The organism is Variovorax flavidus, from assembly GCF_030317145.1.
GTDB classification, from domain to species: domain Bacteria; phylum Pseudomonadota; class Gammaproteobacteria; order Burkholderiales; family Burkholderiaceae_C; genus Variovorax; species Variovorax flavidus.
The window spans coordinates 221,768-247,625 of the sequence record NZ_JASZYE010000006.1 but is presented as its reverse complement, the minus strand read 5'-3'; the positions used below and the strand labels follow the sequence as shown (position 1 = coordinate 247,625).

24 protein-coding genes and 2 pseudogenes are annotated in these 25,858 nt (G+C 65.2%); 8 read left to right on the top strand and 18 right to left on the bottom strand.

The features are described from left to right. The first annotated feature begins 6 nt into the window (after window positions 1-6). The gene (locus QTH90_RS24905) at window positions 7-729 is read left to right on the top strand and encodes a hypothetical protein (RefSeq protein WP_286667238.1); all 723 of its coding nucleotides are present in this window, start codon (window positions 7-9) and stop codon (window positions 727-729) included. A 9-nt stretch (window positions 730-738) separates the two neighbouring features. On the opposite strand, the gene QTH90_RS24900 is transcribed toward QTH90_RS24905, so the two are convergent. The 13 genes from QTH90_RS24900 to hpaR all read right to left on the bottom strand — a co-directional run bounded on the left by QTH90_RS24900 (window position 739) and on the right by hpaR (window position 12,660). Next, window positions 739-1,716, bottom strand: coding sequence for a 2-dehydropantoate 2-reductase (locus QTH90_RS24900; RefSeq protein WP_286667237.1), 978 nt, complete (start codon window positions 1,714-1,716; stop codon window positions 739-741). A gap of 7 nt (window positions 1,717-1,723) precedes the next feature. Further along, complete coding sequence (locus tag QTH90_RS24895; RefSeq protein WP_286667236.1) at window positions 1,724-2,515, bottom strand: class II aldolase/adducin family protein; 792 nt, start codon at window positions 2,513-2,515, stop codon at window positions 1,724-1,726. 153 nt (window positions 2,516-2,668) lie between these two features. Continuing rightward, on the bottom strand, window positions 2,669-3,658 hold the full coding sequence (locus tag QTH90_RS24890) for a Bug family tripartite tricarboxylate transporter substrate binding protein (protein WP_286667235.1): 990 nt from the start codon (window positions 3,656-3,658) through the stop codon (window positions 2,669-2,671). A 24-nt stretch (window positions 3,659-3,682) separates the two neighbouring features. After that, a complete protein-coding gene (gene ilvD / locus QTH90_RS24885) occupies window positions 3,683-5,419 on the bottom strand; it encodes a dihydroxy-acid dehydratase (protein ID WP_286667234.1) in 1,737 nt (578 codons plus the stop codon). A gap of 4 nt (window positions 5,420-5,423) precedes the next feature. Further along, a complete protein-coding gene (locus tag QTH90_RS24880; protein ID WP_286667233.1) occupies window positions 5,424-6,236 on the bottom strand; it encodes an aldolase/citrate lyase family protein in 813 nt (270 codons plus the stop codon). Between the two features lie 10 nt (window positions 6,237-6,246). Next, the gene (gene hpaH, locus QTH90_RS24875) at window positions 6,247-7,050 is read right to left on the bottom strand and encodes a 2-oxo-hept-4-ene-1,7-dioate hydratase (RefSeq protein ID WP_286667232.1); all 804 of its coding nucleotides are present in this window, start codon (window positions 7,048-7,050) and stop codon (window positions 6,247-6,249) included. A 16-nt stretch (window positions 7,051-7,066) separates the two neighbouring features. Continuing rightward, complete coding sequence (locus QTH90_RS24870; protein WP_286667231.1) at window positions 7,067-7,471, bottom strand: 5-carboxymethyl-2-hydroxymuconate Delta-isomerase; 405 nt, start codon at window positions 7,469-7,471, stop codon at window positions 7,067-7,069. A gap of 12 nt (window positions 7,472-7,483) precedes the next feature. Then, window positions 7,484-8,362 (bottom strand): 3,4-dihydroxyphenylacetate 2,3-dioxygenase, encoded by an 879-nt coding sequence (gene hpaD / locus QTH90_RS24865; RefSeq protein ID WP_286667230.1) that lies wholly within the window; start codon window positions 8,360-8,362, stop codon window positions 7,484-7,486. 1 nt (window position 8,363) lies between these two features. Beyond that, window positions 8,364-9,821: a 5-carboxymethyl-2-hydroxymuconate semialdehyde dehydrogenase gene (gene hpaE / locus QTH90_RS24860; RefSeq protein ID WP_286667229.1), complete on the bottom strand. Its 1,458-nt coding sequence runs from the start codon at window positions 9,819-9,821 to the stop codon at window positions 8,364-8,366. Window positions 9,822-9,838: 17 nt separating this feature from the next. After that, on the bottom strand, window positions 9,839-10,816 hold the full coding sequence (locus QTH90_RS24855; protein WP_286667228.1) for a Bug family tripartite tricarboxylate transporter substrate binding protein: 978 nt from the start codon (window positions 10,814-10,816) through the stop codon (window positions 9,839-9,841). 37 nt (window positions 10,817-10,853) lie between these two features. Further along, entirely contained in the window at window positions 10,854-11,606 is a 753-nt protein-coding gene (locus QTH90_RS24850) for a fumarylacetoacetate hydrolase family protein (RefSeq protein WP_286667227.1), read from the bottom strand. After that, a complete protein-coding gene (locus tag QTH90_RS24845) occupies window positions 11,603-12,226 on the bottom strand; it encodes a fumarylacetoacetate hydrolase family protein (RefSeq protein WP_286667226.1) in 624 nt (207 codons plus the stop codon). The genes QTH90_RS24850 and QTH90_RS24845 overlap by 4 nt, the downstream gene beginning before the upstream one ends. Beyond that, window positions 12,223-12,660: a homoprotocatechuate degradation operon regulator HpaR gene (hpaR, locus tag QTH90_RS24840; protein WP_286667225.1), complete on the bottom strand. Its 438-nt coding sequence runs from the start codon at window positions 12,658-12,660 to the stop codon at window positions 12,223-12,225. The genes QTH90_RS24845 and hpaR overlap by 4 nt, the downstream gene beginning before the upstream one ends. Before the next feature lie 138 nt (window positions 12,661-12,798). On the opposite strand from hpaR, the gene QTH90_RS24835 reads away from it, so the two are divergent. Genes QTH90_RS24835 through radA form a run of 3 tightly spaced genes read left to right on the top strand, consistent with a single transcriptional unit; the run spans window position 12,799 to window position 15,414 of the window. Continuing rightward, window positions 12,799-13,275 carry a helix-turn-helix domain-containing protein gene (locus QTH90_RS24835; protein ID WP_286667224.1) on the top strand — a complete coding sequence of 159 codons (477 nt, stop codon included), beginning with the start codon at window positions 12,799-12,801 and terminating at the stop codon, window positions 13,273-13,275. After that, window positions 13,259-13,969: a nucleotidyl transferase AbiEii/AbiGii toxin family protein gene (locus QTH90_RS24830; protein WP_286667223.1), complete on the top strand. Its 711-nt coding sequence runs from the start codon at window positions 13,259-13,261 to the stop codon at window positions 13,967-13,969. Before QTH90_RS24835 ends, QTH90_RS24830 begins: the two co-directional genes overlap by 17 nt. A 53-nt stretch (window positions 13,970-14,022) precedes the next feature. Next, the gene (gene radA / locus QTH90_RS24825; RefSeq protein WP_286667222.1) at window positions 14,023-15,414 is read left to right on the top strand and encodes a DNA repair protein RadA; all 1,392 of its coding nucleotides are present in this window, start codon (window positions 14,023-14,025) and stop codon (window positions 15,412-15,414) included. Window positions 15,415-15,432: 18 nt separating this feature from the next. Here radA and QTH90_RS24820 read toward each other — a convergent pair whose 3' ends face one another. Both QTH90_RS24820 and QTH90_RS24815 read right to left on the bottom strand, forming a co-directional pair. Beyond that, on the bottom strand, window positions 15,433-16,335 hold the full coding sequence (locus QTH90_RS24820; protein ID WP_286667221.1) for a LysR family transcriptional regulator: 903 nt from the start codon (window positions 16,333-16,335) through the stop codon (window positions 15,433-15,435). 8 nt (window positions 16,336-16,343) lie between these two features. After that, complete coding sequence (locus QTH90_RS24815; RefSeq protein ID WP_286667220.1) at window positions 16,344-17,108, bottom strand: SDR family oxidoreductase; 765 nt, start codon at window positions 17,106-17,108, stop codon at window positions 16,344-16,346. Window positions 17,109-17,299: 191 nt separating this feature from the next. Here QTH90_RS24815 and QTH90_RS24810 point away from each other — a divergent pair, with 191 nt between their 5' ends. From QTH90_RS24810 to QTH90_RS24795, 4 genes are all read left to right on the top strand, one after another. After that, complete coding sequence (locus QTH90_RS24810; protein ID WP_286667219.1) at window positions 17,300-17,872, top strand: TetR/AcrR family transcriptional regulator; 573 nt, start codon at window positions 17,300-17,302, stop codon at window positions 17,870-17,872. Between the two features lie 75 nt (window positions 17,873-17,947). Further along, on the top strand, window positions 17,948-18,421 hold the full coding sequence (locus QTH90_RS24805; RefSeq protein WP_286570257.1) for a (2Fe-2S)-binding protein: 474 nt from the start codon (window positions 17,948-17,950) through the stop codon (window positions 18,419-18,421). Window positions 18,422-18,486: 65 nt separating this feature from the next. Beyond that, a complete protein-coding gene (locus tag QTH90_RS24800; RefSeq protein WP_444814757.1) occupies window positions 18,487-20,688 on the top strand; it encodes a xanthine dehydrogenase family protein molybdopterin-binding subunit in 2,202 nt (733 codons plus the stop codon). Window positions 20,689-20,985: 297 nt separating this feature from the next. Beyond that, window positions 20,986-21,351: a hypothetical protein gene (locus tag QTH90_RS24795; RefSeq protein WP_286667217.1), complete on the top strand. Its 366-nt coding sequence runs from the start codon at window positions 20,986-20,988 to the stop codon at window positions 21,349-21,351. A 118-nt stretch (window positions 21,352-21,469) separates the two neighbouring features. Here the strand turns inward: QTH90_RS24795 and QTH90_RS24790 are convergent. The 3 genes and pseudogenes from QTH90_RS24790 to QTH90_RS24775 all read right to left on the bottom strand — a co-directional run bounded on the left by QTH90_RS24790 (window position 21,470) and on the right by QTH90_RS24775 (window position 25,822). Continuing rightward, a pseudogene (locus QTH90_RS24790) lies at window positions 21,470-22,879 on the bottom strand (DUF2130 domain-containing protein). A 2-nt stretch (window positions 22,880-22,881) separates the two neighbouring features. Next, window positions 22,882-24,763: pseudogene (locus tag QTH90_RS24785) on the bottom strand (ATP-dependent nuclease). Window positions 24,764-25,267: 504 nt separating this feature from the next. Next, the gene (locus tag QTH90_RS24775; RefSeq protein WP_286667214.1) at window positions 25,268-25,822 is read right to left on the bottom strand and encodes a hypothetical protein; all 555 of its coding nucleotides are present in this window, start codon (window positions 25,820-25,822) and stop codon (window positions 25,268-25,270) included. Between the last annotated feature and the right edge of the window lie 36 nt (window positions 25,823-25,858).

The window sequence follows — 25,858 nt, the reverse complement described above, 5'->3', positions numbered from 1 at the left end:
GCCTGCTTGAGGATTCTTTCGGACTGGCGCTCCGTGCGCCTGTGGGAAACGCAGGTCGAGCGCGACCTGCATCGCACCTACAACCTGCGAACGCACGGCCTGCTGATTGGCACCTTCACCTTGTTGCTGATGTGGATGGTGTCGCACCTGCAGATGCGCTGGGGTGTCGAGTCGCTCGCCACGCGCTACTTCGTGACGCTGGGCGTGGGCTATCTCGCCTACCTGCTGGTGCTGCGCTGGTGGGCGGCTCGGCTTGTGCGGCGCGACACCCGGTTCGATCCCGACGTGCCAGACCCCGGGGTCGGCGACTGGCCGTCCGCGCACGGCGGCGGAGCGAATCCCGGTGCCGACACCAGCGTCGCCGATGTGGCCGGCGGCGTGCTCGATGTGGCGGCCGGTGCGGACGAGGGCGCGGTCGTCGTGGTGCCGGTGCTCGCGATCTTCCTGATCTGCGTCGCGGTCGTGTTCGGCGCGGGCGCGTTGGTGCTGCTCTATTTCGGCTGGGACGCGTTGCTCGCGGTCGCCGTGGAAGTGGCGTTCTCGTACGTATCGGCACGCACCGCGGTGCGCGTTGCGCGGGAAGGCTGGCTGCTTGCCGCGGTGCGACTCACCTGGAAGCCGTTGCTGGGCGCGTTGTTGCTTGCGGTGGTGCTCGGGGCGGTGATCGATCGCTTCATGCCCGAGGTGCACTCGCTGCCCGGGGCCGTACGCGTCCTGCTCCAGCGCTGAGAGTCCAGATCAGTACAGGCCCGACTGCCTTGCACGCAAGCGCGCCAAACCCAGCAGCGCATCCGTGAACGGCGTCGGCACGCCGGCCCGTTGCCCCAGCTCTCGCACCGCCGAAACCAGCGCATCGAGTTCGACCGCGCGCCCCGCTTCCACGTCCTGAAGCATCGAAGTCTTGAAGGCGCCCAGCTTGCGCGTGACGGCATGCCGGTCCTCGGGGCTCTCGGCGATCGGCACGCCGATGCGCGCGCCGATCTCCTTCGCCTCCAGCATGATCGTGGAGATGAAGCCGCGCACCAGATCGTCGTTGAGGATGAGGTCGGTCGTGGCGCCGGTCAGCGCGCTGATGGGGTTGACCGTCATGTTGCCCCAGAGCTTGTACCAGACGTCTTTCTGGATCTGCGGCGAGAGCTTGGTATCGATGCCCGCGCGCGCCAGCAGGTCGCGCAGCGCTTCAGCGCGCGGGGTCGCCTCCCCTGAGGGCTCGCCGATGATGAGTCCGTTGCCGAAGTGATGCCGCACCACACCTGGCGCGTCGAGCGAGCAGCTCGCATGCACCACGCAGCCGACGACGTGCCTGGCGGGAATGGCTGCATCGATCTTTCCGCCCGGGTCGATGGCCTCCAGTTGAGCACCCGCCAGCGCGCCGCCGAAGCCGCCTTGCAGGAACCACCACGGCACGCCGTTCATGGCCGTGAGCACGATCGTCTCGGGGCCGAGCAACGGCGCGATCTGCTGCGCGACGGCGGGCAGCGCCGGCGCCTTCACCGCCACGATTACGAGTTGCTGCACGCCCAATGTCTTCGGATCGCTGCTTGCGTTGACCGGCACCGACACGCGTGATTCGCCGCTCACCAGCGTCAGGCCGTCGCGCTCCAGTGCTTCGAGCGTCGCGCCACGCGCGACCACGTCGATCTCGCAACCCGCCTGCGCGAGCTTCGCCCCGATCCAGCCGCCGATGGCGCCGGCGCCGTAGATGCAAACCTTCATGATTCAGTCAGTTCTTGTAGGAATGGTCGATGCGGTCGACCTGGCGCACCAGCGCGTCGAACACATCCTGGCCCGCACCGTGGTTCGGATTGAATTGCAGGGCATCGCGCGTGCACTTGCGCGCGATGTCCTCGGGCACGGGAATGGCGGCGCCCATCGAGAGGGTCGCCATCTGGATCTCGCAGGCACGCTGCAGGGTCCAGAGAATGGCAAACGTCTGCGGCAGCGTCTCGCCCCAGGCCAGCAGGCCGTGGTTGCGGAGGATCACCGCCTTGCGATCGCCGATGCTCTTCAACAGGCGCGGTCCTTCGTCGGCATGGATCGTGATGCCCTCGAAGTCGTGGTACGCCACCATGCCGTGCAGCTGCGCGCTATAGAAATTGGTCTGCTGCAGCCCGCCCTGCAGGCAGGCCACCGCCACGCCGGCCGTGGTGTGCGTGTGCATCACGCAGTGCGCGTCGGGCAGTCCGTCGTGGATCGCGGCATGCACCGTGAACCCAGCCGGGTTCACCGGCCAGCGCGACCCGTCGAGCACATTGCCCCGCAGGTCGATCTTCACCAGGTTGCTCGCCGTGACCTCGCTGTAGTGCAGGCCGAAGGGATTGATGAGGAACTGCTTCTCGCCGCCCGTCACCGTGTCGGGCAGCCGGACCGTGATGTGGTTGTAGATCATCTCGGTCCAGCCCAGCATCGCGAACACGCGATAGCACGCCGCCAACTCCAGCCGCGCCGCGCGCTCATCGGGGTGGAGGAGTCGATGGTCCAGTTCGGAGGTCGGCATGGCGGCAAGTGTGTTCATATCAGTTCCTTCAAAAAACGCATTCCGCCCCAACCCAACCAACCCGTCCGCCCCCTTTCCAGGAATACCGCGGAACCGGCCCAGCCGGTCCGCAGGTATTGCCCCCTGCAAGGGGGTGGGCGGCCACACGAAGTGGGCAAGCCTGGGGGTGTACTAAGCCTCTGCCGTGAAGCCGATCTTCTTGACGATCGGCGCCCACATCGCGGTGTCCTTCTTCAGCAGGTCGGCCAATTCGGCGGGCGACGACGACATCGGCTCCAGCCCGAAGCCATGCAGTCCGTCGATCACTTCCTTGGTGGCCAGCGCGGTCTTCATCGCGGCGTTCAGGCGGTTCACGACTTCCGGCGAGGCCTTGGCCGGCAGGAAGAAGGCGAACCATTCGCTGAAGGCCATGTCCTTGAGTCCCTGCTCGCCGAAGGTCGGCACATCGGGCGCGAAACTGCTGCGCTTGGCGCCCGAGACGCCCAGGATGCGGATCTTGCCGGTCGGGAGATGCTGCGTGATGTCGCCGATCGGGCCGGACACGGCCGAGATGTTGCCGCCCAGCAGATCGAGCATGGCCGGTTGCGTGCCGCGGTAGGCCGCATGCTTGAGGTCCACGCCCGCGTTCTTGCCCAGCAGCGCGCCGATGAAGTGCGGGGTGGAGCCGGCCGCGGGCGAACCGAAGTTGCCGCCGGCCGGGTTGGCCTTCACCCACTCCAGGAATTCGGGCACGGTCTTCACGCTCGTCGGCACGGCCGGGCCAACGGCAAAGCCGAAGTCGAAGATGCAGGCGAGCGACACGGGCGACAGATCGGCCACCGGGTCGTAGGGCAGCTTCTTGTAGATGTGCGGATAGATCGTCAGGATCGAGGTTGGCGTCTGCAGGATGGTCGCGCCGTCCGCCGGCTGGCTCTTCACGTAGGTCACGGCGATCTGGCCGCCCGCGCCGGTGCGGTTTTCCACCACCACGGTCTTGGCGTAGTCGGGCGCGAGCTTGGTCGCGAGGCGACGGCAAGTCGTGTCGGACGTGCCGCCGGCCGCAAAGCCGGTGATGATGCGCGCGGTCTCGATCGTCGCTTGCGCAAAGGCCTGCTGGCCGATGCTGGCGAGCAGCGCGGAGGCGCCGGTGGTTTGCAGCAGGCTGCGGCGGGTGAAGTTCATGCGGATGTCTCCAAGGGTGGTGCTTCAGGACTCGTCGCGCAGCCAGGTGACTGCGCCGGAGTGGGTCACGGCGCCCTGGTGACCCGGGCGCACGCTGAGCGCATATTTTTCCAGCAAGCCGCCATGCCGCACCCCCGCGTTTACCTCACGTTTCGCCAGGCGCGCGGCGATTTCCGCATCCGTCAGTTCCACCGCGATGCTGCGCGCTTCCGCCCGCGCGTCGATCGCGATCACGTCGCCATCCACCAGTGCCGCAATGGGGCCGCCGTCGGCCGCCTCGGGCCCCGCGTAGCCGATGCACAGCCCCCGCGTCGCGCCTGAAAAGCGCCCGTCGGTCAGCAGCGCCACCTTGTCGCCCATACCTTGCCCGTAGAGCAGTGCCGTGATGCCGAGCATCTCGCGCATGCCGGGGCTGCCCTTGGGGCCTTCGTTGCGGATCACGATCACGTCGCCGGGCTCGTAGCGCCGGTTCTGCACCGCCGTCTGCGCCTCTTCCTCCGAGTCGAAGACCCGCGCCGGCCCACGGTGCACCAGCGTCTTCAGCCCGGCGGTCTTGAGCAGCGCGCCGTCGGGGCAGAGGTTGCCCTTGAGCACGGCCAAACCGCCGTCGCGCGAGATCGGGTCGCCCGCCTTGCGCACCACCTGGCCATCGGGTTCGGCCGCGTCGGCGACTTCCTCGGCCAGCGTGCGGCCGGTGAAAGTCAATGCTTCGCCGTGCAGATAGCCCTGCTCCAGCAGCGTGCGCAGGATCACGCCGGCACCACCGATATAGAACACGTCGCGCGCCAGATACTTGCCGCCCGGCCGGAGGTCGGCGATGAGCGGCGTGCGCGCAAACACCTCGGCCACGTCGTCCAGGTGGAACTTGATGCCCGCCTCGTGCGCGATCGCCGGGAGGTGCAGCGCGGCGTTGGTCGAGCCGCCGGTGGCCGACACGACGGCGCAGGCGTTCTCCAGCGCCTTGCGCGTCACGATGTCGCGGGGCAGGGGGCTTTCGCCCATCACCGCACGCATCAGCGACTTCGCGGCGCGGCGCATCAGGGGCGCGCGTTCGCTGAAGACGGCCGGCACCATGCTGGAGCCGATAGGCGCCAGGCCCAGCGCCTCCGACACCATGCCCATGGTGTTGGCAGTGAACTGCCCCGCGCACGCGCCCGCCGTGGGCAGGCAGGCGCGGCTCATGGCTTCGAGCTCGTCCGCGGTGGCATCGCCGGCCAGCACCTTGCCGATGGTCTCGTAGGTGTCGACGACGTTGAGGTCGCGGCCGTCGGGGCCGGGCATCTGGCCGGGCAAGGCGGAGCCGCCGTGCACGAACACGCTCGGCACGTTGCAGCGAACCATCCCCATCATCAGGCCCGGCAGGTTCTTGTCGCAGGCGCCGATGGCGAAGATGCCGTCCCACTGGTGGCCGCGCGTCGAGGCCTCCACGCTGTCGGCGATCAGCTCGCGCGAGATCAGCGAGAAGCGCATGCCCGAATGCGCCATCGTGAGCCCGTCGCTCACCGACACCACGGGGCACTCGTGCGGCGTGCCGCCGCCGGCGTAGATGCCCGTCTTGGCGTGCTGCGCCTGCTCGCGCAGGTTCAGGTTGCAGGGGCTCATCTCGCCGCCGGTGTGGAACACCCCGATGTGCGGGCGCGCGATGTCCTCGTCGTCCTGCCCCAGCGCGTGCAGGAAGCTGCGCGTGGTCGCGCGGATCACGCCGTCGCGGATGGTCGCGGAGCGGAAGGGCTTGCCGTCCTTGTGCGAGGAATCGGTCATCGTGTCAGTAGGTGCTGCTGCTCGCTGTCGTCGTCTTGGCGCCGCCCTTGAAGCGCGCCGCCAGGGCCGTGGTGGTCCGCACCAGCAGGTTGGTGTCGAGCCCGACGGCGACGAAGAGCGCGCCCAGGTCCAGGTACTTGCGCGCCAGCGTCTCGTCCGGCGTCAGGATGCCCGCCGCCTTGCCGGCGCGGTTGATGCGCGCGATGGCGTCCTCGATCGCCGCCTGTACGTCGGCATGGCCGGGGTTGCCCATGTGCCCCATCGAGGCCGACAGGTCCGCCGGCCCGATGAAGACGCCATCAAGGCCGTCCACGGCTGCGATGGCGTCGAGGTTGGCGAGCGCCTCGCGCGTCTCGGCCTGCACCAGCAGGCAGACCCGGTCGTTCGCTTCCTTTGCATAGGCCGGATAGCGGCCCCAGCCCGACGCGCGCGCGCCGCCCATGCCGCGGATGCCGTCGGGCGGATAGCGCATCGCGCGCACGATCGCCTTCGCCTGCTCGGGCGTGTCGACCATCGGCACCAGCAGCGTCTGCACGCCGAGGTCGAGGTACTGCTTGATCAGCGCCGTGCCGGCATCGCCATGGCCGAGCGGCACGCGCGCAATGGCGTTGGCGCCGGGGTACGCGGCGATCGCCTGCGCCTGCTGCAGGATGCTCTGCAGGCCGTTGGGCGAATGCTCGCCGTCGATCAGCAGCCAGTCGAATCCGGCACCGGCGCAGATCTCCGCGCTGTACGAATCGGCGAGGCCGAGCCAGAGGCCGATCTGGGCGCGCTTGGCGGCGAGGGCTTGCTTGAAGGGGTTCACGGGTGTTTGCATGAGGCGTCTTTCAGATGAAGCGGAAGGCAATGGAGCCGAGCGGTCCGTAGTCGGCGTGGAAAGTGTCGCCGGGCACGGCGGTGGTCGGTCGCGTGAACGAGCCGCCGAGCACCACCTCGCCGGCCTCCAGGCATTCGTCCCACGGCGCGAGCTTGTTGGCGAGCCAGGCCACGCCCGTTGCGGGATGGTTGAGCACGGCAGCGGCCACGCCGGATTCCTCGATCACGCCGTTCTTGTAGAGCAGGGCGCTGACCCAGCGCAGGTCCACCGCGTCGGGCTTCACCGGGCGGCCGCCCATCACGATCCCGGCATTGGCCGCGTTGTCGGCGATGGTGTCGAACACCTTGCGCATCGCCTTCGTGTGGCGGTCGAACTGCTCGATGCGCGCGTCGATGATCTCGATGGCCGGCACCACGTAGTCGGTGGCCGCCAGCACGTCGAAGATCGTCACGTCCGGCCCTTGCAGCCGCTTGCCCAGCACGAAAGCCAGCTCGACCTCGATGCGCGGCGCGATGAAGCGCTTGAACTGGATGTCGCCGCCCTGCTCGAAGAACATGTCGTCGAGCAGCGTGCCGTAGTCCGGCTCGGTGATCTGGCTGGCCTGCTGCATCGCACGCGACGTCAGGCCGATCTTGTGGCCCTTCACGACGCGGCCCTCGGCGAGCTTGGTCTTCACCCATTCGCGCGAGATGGCGTAGCCGTCCTCGATGGTCATCTCGGGAAAGCGCTTGGAGAAGTGCTCGACCTGCACGCGCGACTTCTCGCTCTCGTGAAGCTCGGCGGCAAGTTGGTGGATGACGTTCGGGGCGAGCATGGCGGGTTCTGCCTGATTATTTGTTGAAGAGCGGATGCAGGTTGCTGTGCTTGCCGTCGTAGACCTGGCCGGGGCTTTCGTCGATCTGCAGCGTGATGCCGATGTGTCGCCGTGCGAAGACCGGCTCGAAGTGACGCTTCGCCTGGTCGAGCAGCGCGTCGCCGATGCGCTTCTTCACCGCATCGGAGCGACCGGCGGCCATCCGCACATTGAGATAGACGAAGGCGTAGTCCGCCTTGCCGTCTGCCACCGCGTAGTGCGCGGCGGGGTAGGCGAGCACGCGCGTGCCACCGGTCGGATAGACCTGCTTGCCTTCCTCGTCGCGCTGTTCGAGCATGGTGTCGGCGAGTGTGCGGCACAGCGCCGACATGTCGGTCTCGGGCTCGATGTTGGGGGTGTAGAGAATCACCAGATGGGGCACGGTTCGCGCTCCTCAGGCCGGGGTGGCTGTCGCTGGCAGCGGGGTGACCGGAAAGATCGCATTGATCTGCCCCGTGCCCGAACTGCCGAAGTAGGGCGTCACGATCTCCGCCGGCGCCTCGTAGCGGTCCCAGCCCATCAGGCCGAGCAGCATCGCGGTGTCGTGCATGTCGCCCTCGCCCCAGCACTTGTCGGCGTACATCGGCAGCATGCCGATGAAGGTCTTCCAGTCGCCGGCTTTCCAGAGCTCGACCACGCGATGGTCGACTTGTTCCAGGAAGGGGTCGTACACCTTGTGCATGAACTCCGGCCCGCGTCCGTTGTCCGCGAAGTGGTGCGAGAGCGATCCGCTCGCGAACACCGCCACCGTGCCGTCGTAGCGCTCCTCGATGGCGCGGCGCACCGCCAGGCCGAAGCGGCCCGACTCGTGAAGGTCGTGCCAGTCGCACCAGCCGCTGATGCTGATCACCTTGTAGTGCTGGTCCGCATTCATGTAGCGCATCGGCACCAGCGTGCCGTACTCCAGGTCGAGCGTGGTGTCGCTGTGGGCGCGACTCTTCACGCCCATCTCGTTGGCCATGTCGCCGATCAGGTGGCCGAGCGTCGGGTTGCCCGGGTACGCGTAGGGCATGTTCTTGATGAAATGCGGCAGCTCGTTGCTGGTGTAGATGCCCTCGAACTTCGGGCCGCAGTTGATGTGGTATTCGCTGTTCACCTGCCAGTGGACGTCGAAGACCACGACGGTGTCGACACCGAGCGCGCGGCAGCGGCGGTCGATCTCCTTGTGGCCGTTGATCGCGGCATCGCGGCAGCCGAAGTTCGGGCCGGGAAACTCCGACAGGTACATCGACGGCACGTGCGTGATCTTGGCTGCGAGTGCAAGCTTTCCCATCTCAGACTCCCCAGTGCGGAATGTGATGGCTGCCCAACGAGACCGCGACGTTCTTCGGCTCGCAGAAGACTTCGTAGCTCCAGGTGCCGCCTTCGCGCCCCGTGCCCGAGGCCTTGGTGCCGCCGAAGGGCTGGCGCAAGTCGCGCACGTTCTGGCTGTTGACGAAGCACATGCCGGCCTCGACCGCCGCCGCCACGCGATGGGCCTTGCCGATGTTCTCGGTCCACACGTAGCTCGACAGGCCATATTGGATGTCGTTCGCGAGCCGGATCGCATCCGCCTCGTCCTTGAAGGGGATCAGGCAGGCGACCGGGCCGAAGATCTCGTCCTGCGCGATCTTCATGCGGTTGTCGACATCGGCGAAGACGGTGGGCATCACGTAGTTGCCCTTCTTCACGCGGCCCGGCAACTCGGGCGCACCGAGGCCACCGCACAGCAGCGTGGCGCCTTCCTTCGGGCCCAGCTCGATGTAGCTGCGCACCTTGGCGAGGTGGGCCTGCGAAATCATCGGCCCCACGATCGTCTTCTCGTCCAGCGGATCGCCGACCGTGATGCGCCTGGCGCGCTCGGCGAACTTCGCCGCGAAGTCGGCATAGATCGACTGCTGCACCAGGATGCGCGAGCCAGCCGTGCAGCGCTCGCCGTTGTTGCTGAAGATCATGAACACGGCGGCATCCAGCGCGCGGTCGAGGTCGGCGTCGTCGAAGATCACGAAGGGGCTCTTGCCGCCCAACTCCATGCTGAACTTCTTGAGGCCCGCGCTCTTGACAATGCGGTTGCCCGTCGCTGTCGATCCGGTGAAGGAGATCGCCCGCACATCGGGGTGCGCCACCAGAGGCTCGCCGGCCTCCTTGCCGTACCCGTGGACGAGGTTCAGCACGCCCGGCGGAATGCCCGCTTCGAGCGCCAGCTCGCCCAGGCGCGCAGCGGTGAGCGGAGACAGTTCGCTCATCTTGAGCACCGCCGTGTTGCCGAAGGCGAGGCAGGGCGCGACCTTCCACGTCGCCGTCATGAAAGGCACGTTCCATGGCGAGATCAGCGCGCACACGCCGACCGGATGGAACAGCGTGTAGTTCAGGTGGGTGGGCGTCGGGTAGGTGTGGCCGTCCACGCGGGTGCACATCTCCGCGAAGTAATAGAAGTTGTCCGCCGCGCGCGGCACCAGTTGCTTGCCGGTCTGCGCGATGACCTGGCCGCAGTCGTTGGTTTCGGTCTGCGCGATCTCGGGCACGTTCTTGGCGATCAGGTCGCCGAGCTTGCGGATCAGCTTCGCGCGTTCGGGCGCGGGCATGCCGGCCCATTTCGGAAAGGCTTCCTTCGCGGCGGCGACGGCCGCGTTCACTTCGGCCTCGCCGCCCGAGGCGACTTCGGCCAGCACTTCCTGCGTGGCGGGGTTCACGGTCTGGAAGTAGTCGCGGCCGGCGACCGGCTTGCCGTTGATGAGGTGATCGATCTGCATGGGTTGTTCCTTCGGATTCAGTCGAGCCGGATCTCGCGCGAGGCGATCAGCGCATGCCATTTCTTGCGCTCCGACTGCACATAGCTGTTCATTTCGGCGGCGTCGGTCGGGCGGGCTTCCCAACCGGCGTCGAACAGCTTCTGGCGCACCGTGGGGTCGTTCATGGCTTTCAGCAGATCCGTGCCGAGCTTCACTTGAATGTCCTTCGATGTCGCCGCCGGCGCCACCAGCCCTTGCCACGTGTAGGCCTCGACGGCCGCAAGCCCAAGCTCCTTGGCGGTCGGCACCTGCGGCAGTTGCGGCACGCGCTCGCCCGACATCGCGAGCAGCGGCACCACCTTGCCCGCCTTCACGGCGCTGATGCCGCTGGGCAGGTCGAGCATCATCAGCGGCACCTGGCCACCCATCAGATCCTGCAGCGCCGGGGCGCCGCCCTTGTAGGGCACGTGCAGCAGCGACACCCCGGCCTCGCGCTGGAAGAGCTCCAGCGCCAGGTGGTGCGGACTGCCGGCGCCCGGCGTGGCGATGCTGTACTTGCCCGGGTCTTTCTTGAGCGCGGCGATCAGCGCCTTGGCATCGGCGAAGCCCGCGCCGGGTGCCGCCGTGATGATCAGGGGCGAGCGCCCCATCATGCCGAGCGCGACGAAGTCCTTCTCGGCGTCGTAGGGCAGCTTCTTGTAGAGCACCGGGTTGTAGACCAGCACGCCGTTGTCGGCCGAGAACACCGTGTAGCCATCGCCCGGCGAACGCGACACGTTCTCGGACGCGATGATGGCCGCCGCCCCGGGCCGGTTGTCGACCAGCACGGGTTGGCCGATCAGTTGCGACAACTGCGTGCCCGCCGTGCGCGCCAGGAAGTCGGTGCCGCCGCCGGCCGGGTAGCCGACCACCCATCGCACCGGCTTGGCCGGGTAGCTTTGCGCAGCGGCGTCCATCGCCACTGCCGATGCCGTCAATGCAACCATCGCGGTCGCAAGCCTGAATATTCTTTTCATGTTGTCTCCCTTCTCCGGTTGAAAAAACCGCAGGCGCTCAACCCGCGGCAATGGTGTTGACCAGCGCGCCGATCTGCGCGATCTCGGTCACGATGACGTCGCCGGGGCGACAGTCGACCACGCCGTCCGGCGTGCCCGTCAGGATGACGTCGCCGGGCGACAACGTCATGAAGCTGCTGAAGTACTCGATGAGAAAGGGCGCGTCGAAGATCATGTCCTTCGTGTTGCCCGACTGCGTGACCTTGCCGTTGACCGTGGTGCTGAGCGCCAGGGCCATCGGGTCGGCAACGTCCTTGGCATCCACCAGCCAGGGACCGATCGGCGTGCAGGTGTCGCGGTTCTTCACGCGCAGGTTGGGGCGATACCAGTTCTCCAGGTAGTCGCGGATCGCGTAATCGTTGGCGACCGTGTAGCCGCCGATGAAGTCGTAGGCGTCGTCGCGCTTCACCTTGCGTGCGGTCTTGCCGACGACGATCACCAGCTCGCATTCGTAGTGCATGAACTGCACGTCTGCAGGACGGCGCGTGAGCTGGCGGTGGCCGGTCAGCGTGCTCTCGCCCTTGACGAACACCAACGGCTCCTCAGGCGCCTTGAACTCAAGCTCCTTGGCATGGTCGGCGTAGTTGAGGCCCAACGCGAGGATGGTGCGCGGGCGCGCCACCGGCGCCAGCGGCGGCAGCCATGTCACGACGTCGGGCGCCAGCAAGCGGCCATCGGACAGCCGCAGCCGGCCCTCGTCCTCCACGGCGTCATGCACCGCGCCTTCGAACAGGATGCGCGCGTGCTTCATGCTTGCTCCTTCACCAGCGTGTTGACCAGCGTCTCGAAGCCCGGCGAGCTGATCTCGATGCGGTCGCCGGGGCGCGCCAGCGGGCGGCCTGCGTCGCAGCCGAGCATCAGCACCTCGCCGTGCGCGAGCGTCATGAAGTCGCCGACATCGGCCAGAAGCTGCGAGGCGCTGCGCACCGTCTGCGAGAAATCGACCGACTGCTTCAGTTCGCCGTTGATGCGAACTTCGAGCTTGAACTGCGCCGGGTCGGCCACCTCCTGCGCATCGCGCATGGCCGGGCCGATGCCCAGGAAGCCATCGACGCACTTGAACTTGACCGGCGGCCGGAAGAAGCTCGCATGCGGGATCGACAGGTCGTTCATCAGCACGAAGCCTTCGACGTCGTTGTCGGCGCCGATCACCATGGCGATGGTGGCGCCGACCTCGACGGCATCGACGTTTGCCGGCACGGTGATCGCGCTGCCGTGCGGGCTCCAGGTGTTGGCGGTCTTGACGAAGAGCACCGGCGCCTTCGGCGGCGCCTTGTAGGGCGGCTGGGTCATCTGCGGCGCGAGTGCCTCGACTTCCGCGCGGAAGTTCAGCAGCACGCCGTAGACGGTGCCTGTGGGGGTGTAGCTCATGGTTGTGGTTGCTCCAGTGCGATGAGTTCGTCCAGCAGTTGATAGAGCTGAGAGAGCTTTTCCTTGCCCATCGCTTCTTCCATCCAGGCGTAGTGCGCCTCGATGCTGGTCGACAGCTTCTTCACCAGCTTGCGGCCGTGCGCAGTGGCTTCGACCACGGTGCGACGCTGGTCCTCCGGGTCTCGGCTGCGCGTGATGAGTTCGTCGCGCTCCATGCGCGCGAGCACGCCGGTGAGGCTGGGGCCGAGGATGAAGGCCTCGCGCGCCACGCGGCCGGTCTCGACCGCGCCGTGTTCGCCGAGCACGCGCAGCACGCGCCACTGCTGGTCCGACAACGCATGCTCGCGCAGGCTGGGCCGTGTGTGGCCCATCACGGCCTCGCGGGCCTGCAGCAGCAGGCGGGGCAAATTGCGGTGGGTAAAGGGCGTGCTCATGGGGCCTCGATTTATTTAACATGTTAAATGATTGGTCAAGGGCAGGCCTTCGGGTTAACCCTTTGGCGATGGGTTGACCTTGAAAAGTGTTTCTCATTCTTGACAAATTGGCCGTTTTGTACAGAATGAGAAACACTTATGCCAGCGTCTGGCCCGAACCTCACCGACCAATCCGCTGCGACGCTGGCCGCGCTTGCTGCTGCCGTGCGTGCCCGCCGCAAGCATCTGGGTGTCAGCGCGGTCACCGCGGCTGAGGCGGCCGGCATCTCGCGCGTCACCCTCCACCGCATCGAAAAGGGCGAGCCTGCTGTCACTATGGGCGCGTACCTGAGGGTGCTGGCAGCACTCGGCCTTCAACTAGTGGTTGGGTTGCCGCAGGAGTCTGTCGGAGCACCTCGCGCAGGCTGGCTTCCCGCACGAATCCGCATTGCCGACTACCCCTGGCTCAAGCAACTTGCCTGGCAGGTCCATGGCCCGCAGGAACTGACGCCGCGCGAAGCCTTGGGCATCTATGAGCGCAACTGGCGGCACCTCGATCCCGCGGCGCTGTCGGAGGCCGAGAAGGATCTCGTCGACGCCCTACGGCTCGCGCTCGGGAGTGATCCCGTTGTTTGAGCGGCCGCACCATCGCCGCATAGCGAGGGTGCTCCGGGCGCTCGATGGACAACTGCTGCGTCAACGAGCTTGCCTGTTCGGTGGCGGCACTGCAATGGCCCTTCGCTTCGGCGAGTACCGCGAATCGCTGGACATCGATTTTCTGGTGTCGGACCTGGCGGCGTACCGCGAGCTCCGGCAAACCATGACCGGTGTCGACGGGTGGAGGGTCATTCTGCGCAATGGTGCCGAAGAGGTCCAGGCCGGCGAGTGGCGCGCCGACCAGTACGGCATCCGCACCCGCCTGCAGATCGATGACCAGCCGATCAAGTTCGAGATCGTGTTTGAGGCCCGCATCGCACTGGAACCGCCCGGCAAGGTCGACGAACTGTGTGGCGTGCCCACCCTCACGTCGCTGGACATGGCAGCGAGCAAGCTGCTCGCCAACTCGGACCGCTGGGCCGATGACGGCGTGTTCAGCCGCGACCTGATCGACCTTGCGATGATGAAGCCCGCGCTGCCGCTGTTGCGCCTGGCGGTCGGCAAGGCCGAGGGCGCCTACGGAGACTCCGTCCGCCGCGATCTTCGGCGCGCCATCGACCGAATGGGCGAACGCTCCGGATGGCTTGAACGCTGCATGCAAGTCATGGGCATGGCTGATGCGCCGGCGCTGGTGTGGCAGCGCGTTCGGGCCTTGAAGCGTGCGCTGACGTGAGTCCGCCAGCACTGCGCGCTCGGACGTAGCCCGCGCTGCCTACACTCGACGTCATGCCCAAAGAGAAAACGCTTTACGTCTGCAGCGAATGCGGCGGCACCAGCCCCAAGTGGCTGGGCAAATGCCCGAGCTGCGGCGCCTGGAACACATTGATCGAACAGGTCGCCGGCCCCGCAGGCGGCGCAGCCAACAACCGCTTCGGCACCCAGTTCGCCTCGCTCGCCGGCTCGGCCGAACTGGCGACGCTGTCAGAAATCGAGGCCACCGACATCGCGCGCACGCCCACCGGCATCGACGAGCTCGACCGCGTGCTCGGTGGCGGCATCGTCGACGGCGGCGTGACGCTGATCGGCGGCGACCCGGGCATCGGCAAGTCGACCCTGCTGCTGCAGGCGGTGGATGCGCTGCAGCGCGCCGGCCGCAACTCGCTCTATGTCACGGGCGAGGAAAGCGGCGCGCAGGTCGCGCTGCGCTCGCGCCGGCTCGGCCTGGACCATTCGCAGGTGCAGGTGCTGGCCGAGATTCAGCTGGAAAAAATCATTGCCACGCTGGACGCCCACCGCCCGGCCATCGCGGTCATCGACTCGATCCAGACCGTGTACTCCGACCAGCTCACGTCCGCCCCCGGCTCGGTGGCCCAGGTGCGCGAGTGCGCCGCCCACCTGACGCGCTTCGCCAAGGCCAGCGGCACCGCCATCGTGCTGGTCGGCCACGTCACCAAGGAGGGCGCCCTGGCCGGCCCGCGCGTGCTGGAGCACATGGTCGACACGGTGCTGTACTTCGAGGGTGACACGCATTCGAGCTTCCGCCTCGTGCGGGCCATCAAGAACCGCTTCGGCGCGGTCAACGAGATCGGCGTCTTCGCGATGACCGAGCGCGGGCTTAAGGGCGTCGCGAACCCGAGCGCGATCTTCCTGAGCCAGCACGCCGAGCCGGTGCCCGGCAGCGTGGTGCTGGTCACGCTGGAAGGCACGCGGCCGATGCTGGTCGAGATCCAGGCGCTGGTCGACAACGGCGGGCCCAGCCCGCGGCGCCTGTCAGTGGGCCTGGACCGGGATCGTCTCGCGATGCTGCTGGCGGTGCTGCACCGGCATGCCGGCGTGGCCTGCATGGACCAGGACGTTTTCGTGAACGCGGTGGGCGGGGTGCGCATCAGCGAGCCCGCTGCCGACCTCGCGGTGATGCTGTCGATCACGTCGAGCCTGCGCGGCAAGCCGCTGCCAAAGGGCTTTATCGCGTTTGGCGAAGTGGGGCTGGCCGGTGAGGTGCGGCCCGCGCCGCGCGGGCAGGAGCGTTTGCGGGAGGCGGCCAAGCTGGGTTTCAGCGTGGCGGTGGTACCCAAGGCCAACGCGCCGCGCAAAGGCACGAAGGAGATCGAGGGGCTGACGATCCATGCGGTGGAGCGGATCGAGGAAGCCCTGGATATCGTGAGGCAGATGCAATAGTCGCCGGCTAGCCGTGCGTCACAGGCCCGCATCCCAGTAGGGCGGGTCGCCGAACGCGGCCTTGAGCGCATCGGTCATCGCCCGCAGCTTCGCCGAAGGCGACCGGCCTTCCGGATGGGCCACGTACAGGAACTCCTCCTCCGAGGGAAGACCGATGTCGATGGCAAGCAGCCGTCCGGCGCGCAAGGACTCGCCGACGATGAACGTAGGCAGCAGCGCGATGCCCAGTCCCGCCTCGCAGGCGTCCCGCATCATGTCGCCGTTGTTCACTCGCAGGGCCCGCGATGCGCGCACAGACACAAGCTCGCCATCGCGTCGGAACTGCCAGTCGGCCACGCCACGGTTCGTATAGAACACGCCCCGGTGGCGCTGCAAATCCTCCACGCTGGAGGGTCGGCCATGCTGCTCGATGTAGTCCGGCGAGGCGACGAGCGCCCGGCGGCTGCGGGCCAGCGTCCACGCGACCAGACGCGAATCGACAAGCGGTCCGTTCCGGACCACGCCGTCGTAGCCTTCCGATGCGGCATCGATGCGCCGATCATCGAGTTCGAGCGTCAGCTCGATCCCGGCATGGGCCGCGATGAACGGATACAGCGCCGGACCCAGGTGCATGCGCCCAAAGGTGACCGGCGCGGAAATCCGCAGCGGCCCGACCAGCGTGCCGCGCCGCTGCGCCAGCTCGGTGGCAGCCTCCTCGACGTCCCGCATGATGGCCGACGCCCGCGCCAGAAAGGTGGCGCCGTCTTCGGTGAGCGTGAGCTTGCGCGTCGAGCGGTGCAGCAGGCGAACGCCCAGTTCCTTCTCCAGATCGGCAAGGCGCTCGCTGACGACTGACTTGGAGAGATTCAGTCGCCGCGACGCCTCGCTGATGGAGCCCGACTCCGCGACCGCCACGAAGGTGGCCAAGCCGTCCAGCTTCACATGCCTGATCAGGTGCGGGTGATGGATGCGCCGCCGTCGACCAGCGACGCCGTGCCGGTGACGAACGCCGAGTCGTCCGAGGCGAGATACAGCACGGAGCGAGCCAGTTCCTCCGGCGTCGCCACGCGCTTGAGCGCATGGAGGTTCGTGACGAAGGACTGCGACTCCTTGGTGTTGTTCATGCTGCGGTACATGTCAGTATCGACGGCGCCCGGCAGGATCGCATTCACGCGCACCTTTTGCGGCCCGTATTCGGCTGCGAGCGCCTGGGTGAGGCCGATGAGCCCCGCCTTGCTCGCCGCGTAGGCCGCCACGCCCGGAAACGCGAAGGTGTGGCCGACGAAGGTGGACGTGAAGATGACCGAGCCGCCGCCGTTCTCCAGCATCTGTGCGACCTGGTGCTTGGCGCCGAGGAAGGCGCCGGTCAGGTTGATCGCCAGGGTGTCGGTCCAGCCGGCTTCCGAGACGCCGGTGGTAGGGCCGCCTTCGCCCAGGGTGCCCGCGTTGTTGAAGGCGATGTCGAGGCGGCCGTAGGTCGACACGGCCAGCGCGACGAGGGCGCGCGCATAGTCTTCGGAGCGCACGTCGCCTGCGAGTGCGACCGCATGGCCACCGGCGGCGCGAATCTCTGCGACGAGTTTTTCCAGCTCGGCCGCCCGGCGCGCGCCGACGACCAGCTTGGCGCCTTCCGCCGCGAAGAGCTTCGCGGTGGCATGGCCGATGCCGGCGCTGGCGCCGGTGATGAGAGCTACTTTTCCTTCGAGACGGTTCACGATTCGATCCTTGGTTGCTGATCGAATTGATCAGATGCAGTCAGTATGGAGACCGGCAGTCGTTCGCGGTAGACGTCGAATACCGATATTGGCTTCCGGAAAAACCGAACAATCGCCCGTGTTCGTAGACAAGTGTCAGTTTCAGTGAATTTTTGTTCACCAAAAGGCCGACAGGCACTAAGATCGCGCCCGTGAAACCCAAGGACGACGAAAAGCTCCGCGCCATCGCCGAGGCCACGTTCACGCTGGTCGAGCAGACCGGCCTGAGCGGCCTGACCATGGCCGCCATCGCGCGCGAGGCTGGCCTGGCCACGGGCACGCTGTACGTCTACTTCAAGTCGAAGGAAGAGTTGATGGTCGCGCTTTACGAGCAGGCCAAGACCACGACCACCGCCAGCCTCATGCACGGCGACGACCCCAAGGCCCCGTTTCGCAGCCGATTCCGGCACATGTGGATGAACTGGCTCGAACACCGCCTGACGCACTACGCGCAGGTCGTGTTCCTGGAGCAGTACTACAACTCGCCCTGGTTCAGCGAAGAGAGCCGCAATCTCTTCGCCCGGCTCATCAAGGACTGGGTCGACCTGATCGAGTCGGCCAAGGCGCACCAGATCCTGAAGGACGTGCCCACCGTCCTGCTGATCAACAGCTTCGGCGGCTCCGTGCGAGAGACCGCCAACCTGCTTCGCTCCGGCGCGCTGGCCCGCACGGACGAGAACCTGGCAATGGCCTTCGGGCTCTGCTGGGACGGCATCAAGGCCTGAGCCACTTGACCTGACCCTGGCACAGGTCTATTGTTTGGCCGAACCAATATTCACCGAAGAAGAGGAAACCCCACCATGACCACCCTCCACATCAACGGCAAGGACCGGCAAGTCGATGCCGACCCTTCCACCCCCATCCTCTGGGCCCTGCGCGACACGCTCGGCATGACCGGCACCAAGTTCGGCTGCGGCGCGGCGCTGTGCGGCGCCTGCACCGTGCACCTCAACGGCCAGGCGATCCGCTCGTGCGTGACGCCTATCTCCGCCGCAGCCGGCCAGAAGATCACCACCATCGAAGCAGTCACCGATGGCGGCGACAAGGTCGGCAAGGCCGTGCACGACGCGTGGGTCAAGCATGACGTGGCGCAGTGCGGCTACTGCCAGAGCGGCCAGATCATGTCGGCCACCGCCTTCCTGAAGACGGTCGCGCCCGGCAAGCTGCCCAGCGAGGCCGAGATCGATTCGGCCATGGCCGGCAACATCTGCCGCTGCGGCACCTACGCGCGCATCCGCGCAGCGGTCGCCGACGCCGCCAAGACGCTGGCTTGAAGAAGGAGATCACCATGAATTTCGATCAAGCCACCTTCGAACTGCCCGCCAACCTCCGCGCGCTGATGACGCGCCAGGAGGACTCCACCGAACCCGCCGGCCTGCCTCGCCGCAGCTTCCTGAAGCTCACGGCGGTGAGCGGCTTCGCGCTCGGCGTCTTCCCGATGGGCGCGCTCGCGCAGGACACGAGCGCGGCGGCCGCCAAGCCGGCCGGCCTGAAGCCGCTGCAGCAGCCCGCGGCCTTCGTGCGCATCGACCGCGACGGCACGACCACCATCACCATCAACCGGCTCGACTTCGGGCAGGGCGTGCAGACCGGGTTGCCGATGATCCTGGCGGAAGAACTCGACGCCGACTGGTCCAAGGTCAAGAGCGTTCACGGCACCAACGACCCGGCCTACGTCGATCCCGCCTTCGGCATGCACATCACGGGCGGCTCGGGCTCCATCAAGAACTCGTACACCCAATACCGCGAACTCGGCGCCCGCACCCGCGCGATGCTGGTCAGCGCGGCCGCGGCACAGTGGAAGGTGGATGCCGCGACGCTGCAGACGCGCAATGGCGTTGTCATCGGCCCCGGCGGCAAGCAACTCGGCTACGGCGAACTGGCCGAAGCGGCGATGAAGCTGCCGGTGCCCGAAACCGTCAAGCTCAAGGAGCCGAAGGACTTCCGCCTCATCGGCAAGCCCACCGGCCGCCTCGACGCGCAGGCCAAGTCCAGCGGCCACCAGGACTACGGCATCGACATGCGCCTGCCCGGCATGCTGACCGCTGTCGTGTCGCATCCGCCGGTGTTCGGCGCCAAGCTCAAGTCGGTGGACGACAGCGCCGCGAAGGCGATCAAGGGCGTCAAGGCCGTGCTGCGCGTGCCGCTGGACCGCGGTGCCGAAGGCGTGGCCGTGGTCGCCGACGGCTACTGGGCCGCCAAGCAGGGCCGCGATGCGCTCAAGCTCGAATGGGACACCAACGCCGTCGAGAAGGTCGACAGCGAGAAGCAGCTTGCGCAATACCGCGAACTCGCGACGAAGCCGGGCAAGCGCAAGTACGACGCCGACGTCTCGAAGCTCGCCAACGCGCCGCACAAGATCGAAGCCGAGTTCGTCTTCCCCTACCTCGCGCACGCACCGATGGAGCCGCTCAACTGCACCGTGAGCCTCGCGGGAGGCAAGGCGGAAGTGTGGACGGGCACGCAGATGCCGGGCATCGACGGCATGGCGGCCGCCAAGGTGCTAGGCGTGCCGCCCGAGAACGTCAAGGTCCACGTGCAGATGGCGGGCGGCGGCTTCGGCCGTCGCGGCCTGCTGACCAGCGACTACGTGGCCGAGGCCTGCGGCGTCGTCAAGGCCGCGCAGGCGGCGGGGGTCCATGCGCCGATCCGCACGCTGTGGAGCCGCGAGGACGACATCAAGGGCGGCTACTACCGCCCGATGCACCTTCACACCGCGAAGATCGGTTTCGACGCGCAGGGCAAGGTCACCGGCTGGGACCACGTCATCGTCGGCCAGTCGCTGCTGATGGGCAGCATGTTCGAGCCGATGATGGTCAAGGACGGCATCGACGCCACGGCCGTCGAAGGCATGAAGGAGCCCTACGACGTCCCGATGCGGCTCACGGTGCATCACCCCAAGCTCAACGTGCCGGTGTTGTGGTGGCGCAGCGTGGGCTCGACCCACACGGCGTTCGTCATGGAAACGCTGCTCGACGAGATCGCCCGCACCACCAGGCAGGACCCGGTCGCGTACCGCATGAAGCTCATCGGCGACCAGCACCCGCGCCACAAGGCGGCGCTGCAACTGGCGGTGGACAAGTCCGGCTACGGCAAGAAGACGCTCGCGACGGGGCGGGCCTGGGGCGTGGCGGTGCACGAGTCTTTCAACTCGGTGGTGGCGTATGTCGTCGAAGCCTCGGTGAAGGACGGCACGCCCACGCTGCACAGCGTGACGGCGGGCGTGCACTGCAATCTGGTGGTCAACCCGAAGAGCGTGGAAGCGCAAGTGCAGGGTGGGGCGGTGATGGGGCTGTCGATGTGCCTGCCGGGTGCGGCCATCACGCTGAAGGATGGGGTGGTGCAGCAGAGCAACTTTGGGGACTTTGTGGTGCCGCGCATCACGGATATGCCGCAGATTGCGGTGCACATCGTGCCTAGTGCTGATGCGCCTACCGGTATGGGTGAGCCGGGGTTGCCGCCGCTGGCGCCTGCGTTTGCGAATGCGGTGGCGGCGATTACGGGGAAGCCGGTGCGGGAGTTGCCTTTCAAGTTGGCTTGAGGGGTTGGTATCGCGTGTGCCAGTTGCAATAGCGCTGGCATACTGCGCAAGTCGCGTCGGCAACGGCGTGACCGGGTTTGGAAGCCCGACGGAATTTTTTACGGCGGAAGCCGCAGTTGCCTTTGGCCTGCGGCTTCTTCGTTCGTGCCCCAGTTTTTGGCGGCTCGGACGGGAGGGCGAAAGTCCTGCCGGCTTTTTTCGTAAGAAGTTCCCCGGTCTTCCAACCCGTTCGAGCTGCCGCCCCCGTTTGGAAGCGGGTGCGACGGTTTTGCAAACCGGAACTTCAGGGAGGCCAACATGGCCAAGTCTTCACGCGCGCTCGCGCTTTCAAACAGAACCTCTAAATCAGCAAAGCCCAAGATGGCCGCTGCAAAGCAGCGCCGCAAGCTGATCGCCGAACGGGACCATCCAGAGTCGGCACCGAAGTTCGTCTCGATCGCCGCGCTTGTCGCCGACGGCACTTGCAGCAACTTGACCGATCCGCAGCGTGCCTACGAGTGCTTGCAGAGCTTGCTGTCTGCTCGTTGCCGCTTGAACGGCGGGGAGGAGTTGTACATAGAGCCGCTTGAACTTCTGGACGTGGTGACTGTCCTCGATGCGGAAGTGGTGCGTCAGCTGCGGGCGCTGAGGGCTGCGATTGAAGCGACGCGCGAGATTGGGTGATAGTGACCGCTGGGTAAGTGTGCCGAGCCGCACGCGAGGGCGGCTCCGGGATGTCTGTTTAAGGTTGCAGAAGTTCGGTCAGTCTGCGCCGCTTCGATGCTTGATGCCCGCAGTCTGCTCATCCGACAGCGCTGGTATCTGCATTCCTGAGCTCGGCGAACTTGGCCGCCATCGTCGGGTTGGCCCGAGTCAGCTTCTTGATCGTGACATCCTGAGCCTTGTCATTCGCAAGGCGGAGATTCCGATCGGCACCGATCAACGCTTCCTTGGTTTTCTGCAGGTGGTCGATCGACTTGTCGATCTCGTCGATTGCTGTTTGAAAGCGTCTGGACGCAAGGTCGTAGTTCTTGGCAAACGCAGTCTTGAACGATTCAAGCTCCGTCTCGAAGCTTGTAATGTCGATGTGCTGCGCTTTGACCAGAGCGAGTTCTGACTTGTACTTCAGCGAATTCATGGCCGCATTGCGCAGGAGCGTGATGATCGGAAGAAAGAACTGCGGGCGCACGACCTACATCTTGGGGTGACGGTGGAATACATCCACGATCCCGGTGTTGTAGAGCTCGCTGTCGGGCTCGAGCAGGGAGACCAGAATCGCATACTCGCATCCCTTCTCGACACGGTCCTTGTCGAGCTCCTTCAAGAAGTCCTCGTTCTTGCTTTTCGTCGTGGTCCGATCGCTTTCGTTCTTCATCTCGAACATGATCGAAACGATCTCGGTTCCGGCTTCATCCATATCGCGAAAGATATAGTCGCCCTTGCTGCCCGTGCGTGCGTCGTTGTCTTTCTCGAAGTAAGCCCTGGGGAACGCGGTTGCGCGAATGCGGTTGAATTCGGTCTCGCAGTGCTGCTCTAAGGTTTCGCCAACCATCTTGGTCGACAAACGCGCCTTCATGTCCCGAAGACGTTCGATCGCGTCATCGCGATCCTTGATCTGGGTCTCGTACTTGTCTTTAAGCGATTTCTCTGCCAACTGCTTCTCAAGCTCTGCACGCTCAAGACTGCTCCTGAGGTCGTCACGCTCCTTCTGGACAGCACTGACCGCTTCGGTGATGGCAAGTTTCTGAGTCAGTTCGACGGCATCCAGTTTGGCGTGCAGGTTCTGCAGATCCGCGTTCTTCTCCGCAGTGACCTTCTGCAGTTCGTTCGCAAGCTTTGCTTCGGCCAGGTTTGAAGCTGCTTGCTTGTCCTGCTTGGCGTGCTCAAGTTGGTTGGCTAGGAGGTCGCGCTCCTTCTCGACGACGTTCAGGGCCGCTGCCACCGCCAACTCCCGCTCAACGCCACTGGCGTTGAGCTGGCCCTTCAGTTCTTGAATCTCGGCATCCTTGGATGCTGAGACGTTCCGAAACTCTCCCGCGAGTTTGGTTTGAGCGAGTTCAACGGCGTTGCGTTTTTCCTGCTCGGCGAGCGTTAGGCGCTCGTGCAACTGCTTTTCGAAGTCGGTGTCGCGGACCTGCTTCAGGATGTCCGCGTATCCCGCCTCATCGATCTTGAAGGCCGTTTGACAGTGTGGACAGATGATTTCATGCATAACTAGATACCCATTGCTTTTGCCACGATCTGCGTGAGCATTTCTGGCACCGCTCCTTCAGCCTCAAGCGTGGCCTTTCGGTAAGCGAGCTGATTCTTTGCAGGACTGATTCCTGTAGCAGCCTGTATGTTCTTGCAGGCCGTGACCCATTCCGTCCACGTTGTCGACAGGAACGCCTCGAGGTGATCCTCAAAAATTGCGACTTCATTGGCGACCACGCCGGACGGAAAGTCTTCCTCGGCCCTTCCAAAATACCTCAGCGCCTTGCGATTCGCGGCAACATGACCAGTCCTCTCCTCAGCGATCTTCTCTTTCGTTTTTCCGTTGGCCACGGCACGCGCTTCAAACCCGCCGTCCGAATCAAATAGTGCGTAGGCCGGAATCCCAATCAAGGTCAGGATCGCGTGCACGAGTGGGACCGACGCTTTGCAGCCTGCGGGCACGATTGAGATTCCGCTGGCCTCAAGCGAACCAAGTGAGGTTCGATCGCCGATGCCGTAGAAGACTGATTGCTCAGTTGTGCCTTCGACCACGAACGCGCGATGCGCGAAGAGCGCGACAGCGAGCTGATTTGCCACGACGCTATCGAGCTGACGATCAACTGTATCAGGGCTCAGCACCCCATCCAGTCTCTGCTTCACGTCAGCAAGCGTCGCGCGGTGGACTGTGACCGCAGGATTCCCGCCAAGCGTGCGCGTCAGCCTCCGTACTTGGTCGAAGTGCCGGGCTTCGATGAAGTACGGACTGTGTGTCGCATAGCTCACTTGGATGCGCTTCCCCGCGTCTTCGGCAAGCGACCGGAGTACCTTGGCGAACGTCTGGGCTTGAATAGGATGCTGAAACAGTTCCGGCTCTTCGATGGCCAGGCAGATGACCCCTTCTGTAGAAGCCGCGCCAGACTGCGCCAAAAGCTGCAGCGCTGAAATCAATAGCGTTCGTTGAAACCCATGTCCTTGCCGCTCTACGGCGGTCTCGGTCGTGCCATCGAGTACACCCACCTCAAATGCCGTCCGAGGGGCCTTCAGTTCCACGTCTGCTGGAGTGACGGTGATAGCGCGACCTGGAGAGTACGAGTTGACGACTTCGTTGAGCCGACTCGTCATGGCCTCGAGCTGCGCTGAGAACTTCTCCTGGTAGACCTTCTGCTGCTTTGAGCGCGATTCCTCCACGATGACAGCGATCGCCTCATCAGCAGCAGTTCGGTCGATAGACCGCTCAAGAATGCGACCAATGATGCTTGACTTGCCGTCAAGTGACTCTTCGCTTGCACGAAGATCGGCCGTCACCAGAACGAAGTCAAAGAGGCCACTCATCTTGCCACCACTGTTGAAGCCGAAGAAGTTCGTCTGTAACGACTCCGGGGCTTCTTCAAGCTTGTCCGTGTGACCGGCTTCCCACGTGGTCATCACTTGATTCGCCGCTTCGGCGCTGGTCCAGGCCTGAAGACCGAGAGAAGGCTCACTGGTGCGCAGCTCGTTGTAGGCAGTCTTCTTCTCGCCTGCCGACGCCTTGCTTCGAATCGCATTGAATGGCGGATAACTCTTCGAGTTCGCAGAAAGAGTCTCGGCCCGCATTTGGGCTGCGGCGCTTACGGGCAGTAAACGTTGCTACCTCGGGCGGTGCGTACTTGCCGAGTTCATTCCGGTCTCGTTCGCTCAGGTCGGCAAATGTGACCGCGACCTCAATGTCGTCGTCCGTCGCGCCGAAGGAGCAATCTTTGTCTGACAGTGATCCTGGTTTTCCGTTGAAGTACCAGTCGAGGGCACGAAGCACGGTTGACTTGCCGGCGCCATTGGGGCCGATGAATGTCGTGACGGAATCAAAGGGGATGGTGACGTCTTTTAAGGTTCGGAAGTTCTTGATTTGTACGGATTGAATCTTCATGCTCTGAGCTTTGTGTCCTGTCTGCTTAGTCGTGGAGGCAGTTCCATCTCAATCGAACCATAGCGGACAGATCGGCCTCGCCTTCTCATCAATGGAGATGAGGTGGCCGAATAAAGCGGCTCGTTCGTCAAGTTGTGCACGGAATCTCGAAGTCTCGCCGCCGCCTGGACAGCACGCCTTCAGGATTAGAAGTTGAGGACGCCAATCTCCCCGGCGCTGAGGTGATCTGCAAATACCGATACCTCTATCATGGTCCACCTGTCAGGTCGGACATCGAGTAAGTCCTGGGCTTCGAGCTCAAACTCGAAACTACGCGAACATCGCCTCAGCGAAGACTCGACAGCCGCTTTCGGCACGAGACCAGACCCTAAGGGTCGCATTTTGGAACTTCGGGCTTTTGCTGCATTGCAGACTCATCTATCGAACACATTCAACCTTTTTCAGGCGCGCCGCTCGAGAGCGGCTTGATACCCGCGAACTTTTGCAGAACGAACCATCGCCCATTCACTTATTCCTGCGCGCAAAATTGAGATTGCAGCGTGTCTGTGGCGTCTCCAGAATCACCGGGCACCATGCGCCAGTGCGCCCTTCGCCAGCAGCGATCCAAGCGTCGTCGCCGCGCTTCTCGTAGGCCTCCAGCGTGGGGTAGCCGTTGATGCTCCAGTAATCGCCTTCTTTCTTACCCTCCGAGATCTCGATGATTTGGTAGCGGCAAGCCTTGCTGAGCTTCTTGAGCTTGTAGGCGACTCGGCGCTGGTCGCCCTCTAGTTTGCTGTCAATGACTTCGTAGGGGGTTGCCTTGCATACGCTCCAGGGCGAATGCCATTCGATGGTGTCGCGGCGGATATAGGCGCCCCCATCGCAACCCTGACCCCAACTCTTGTAGGCGCCGTCGCAAGGTGCGTCGGCTACAGCCGATGCGGTGTACGAGCCAAGGGCGAAAACCAGCGCAGCGGCTGCTGTGAATCGCATCATGAGCGCGGCCAAGCCAGGATCGCCGGATACGTCGATTCGCATCGGCCTCTTGTCCCATTCCCACTTCTGAAAACCGAGCTTCAATTGAATATTTCCCGTTGATGTGTGACACGAAGGAGA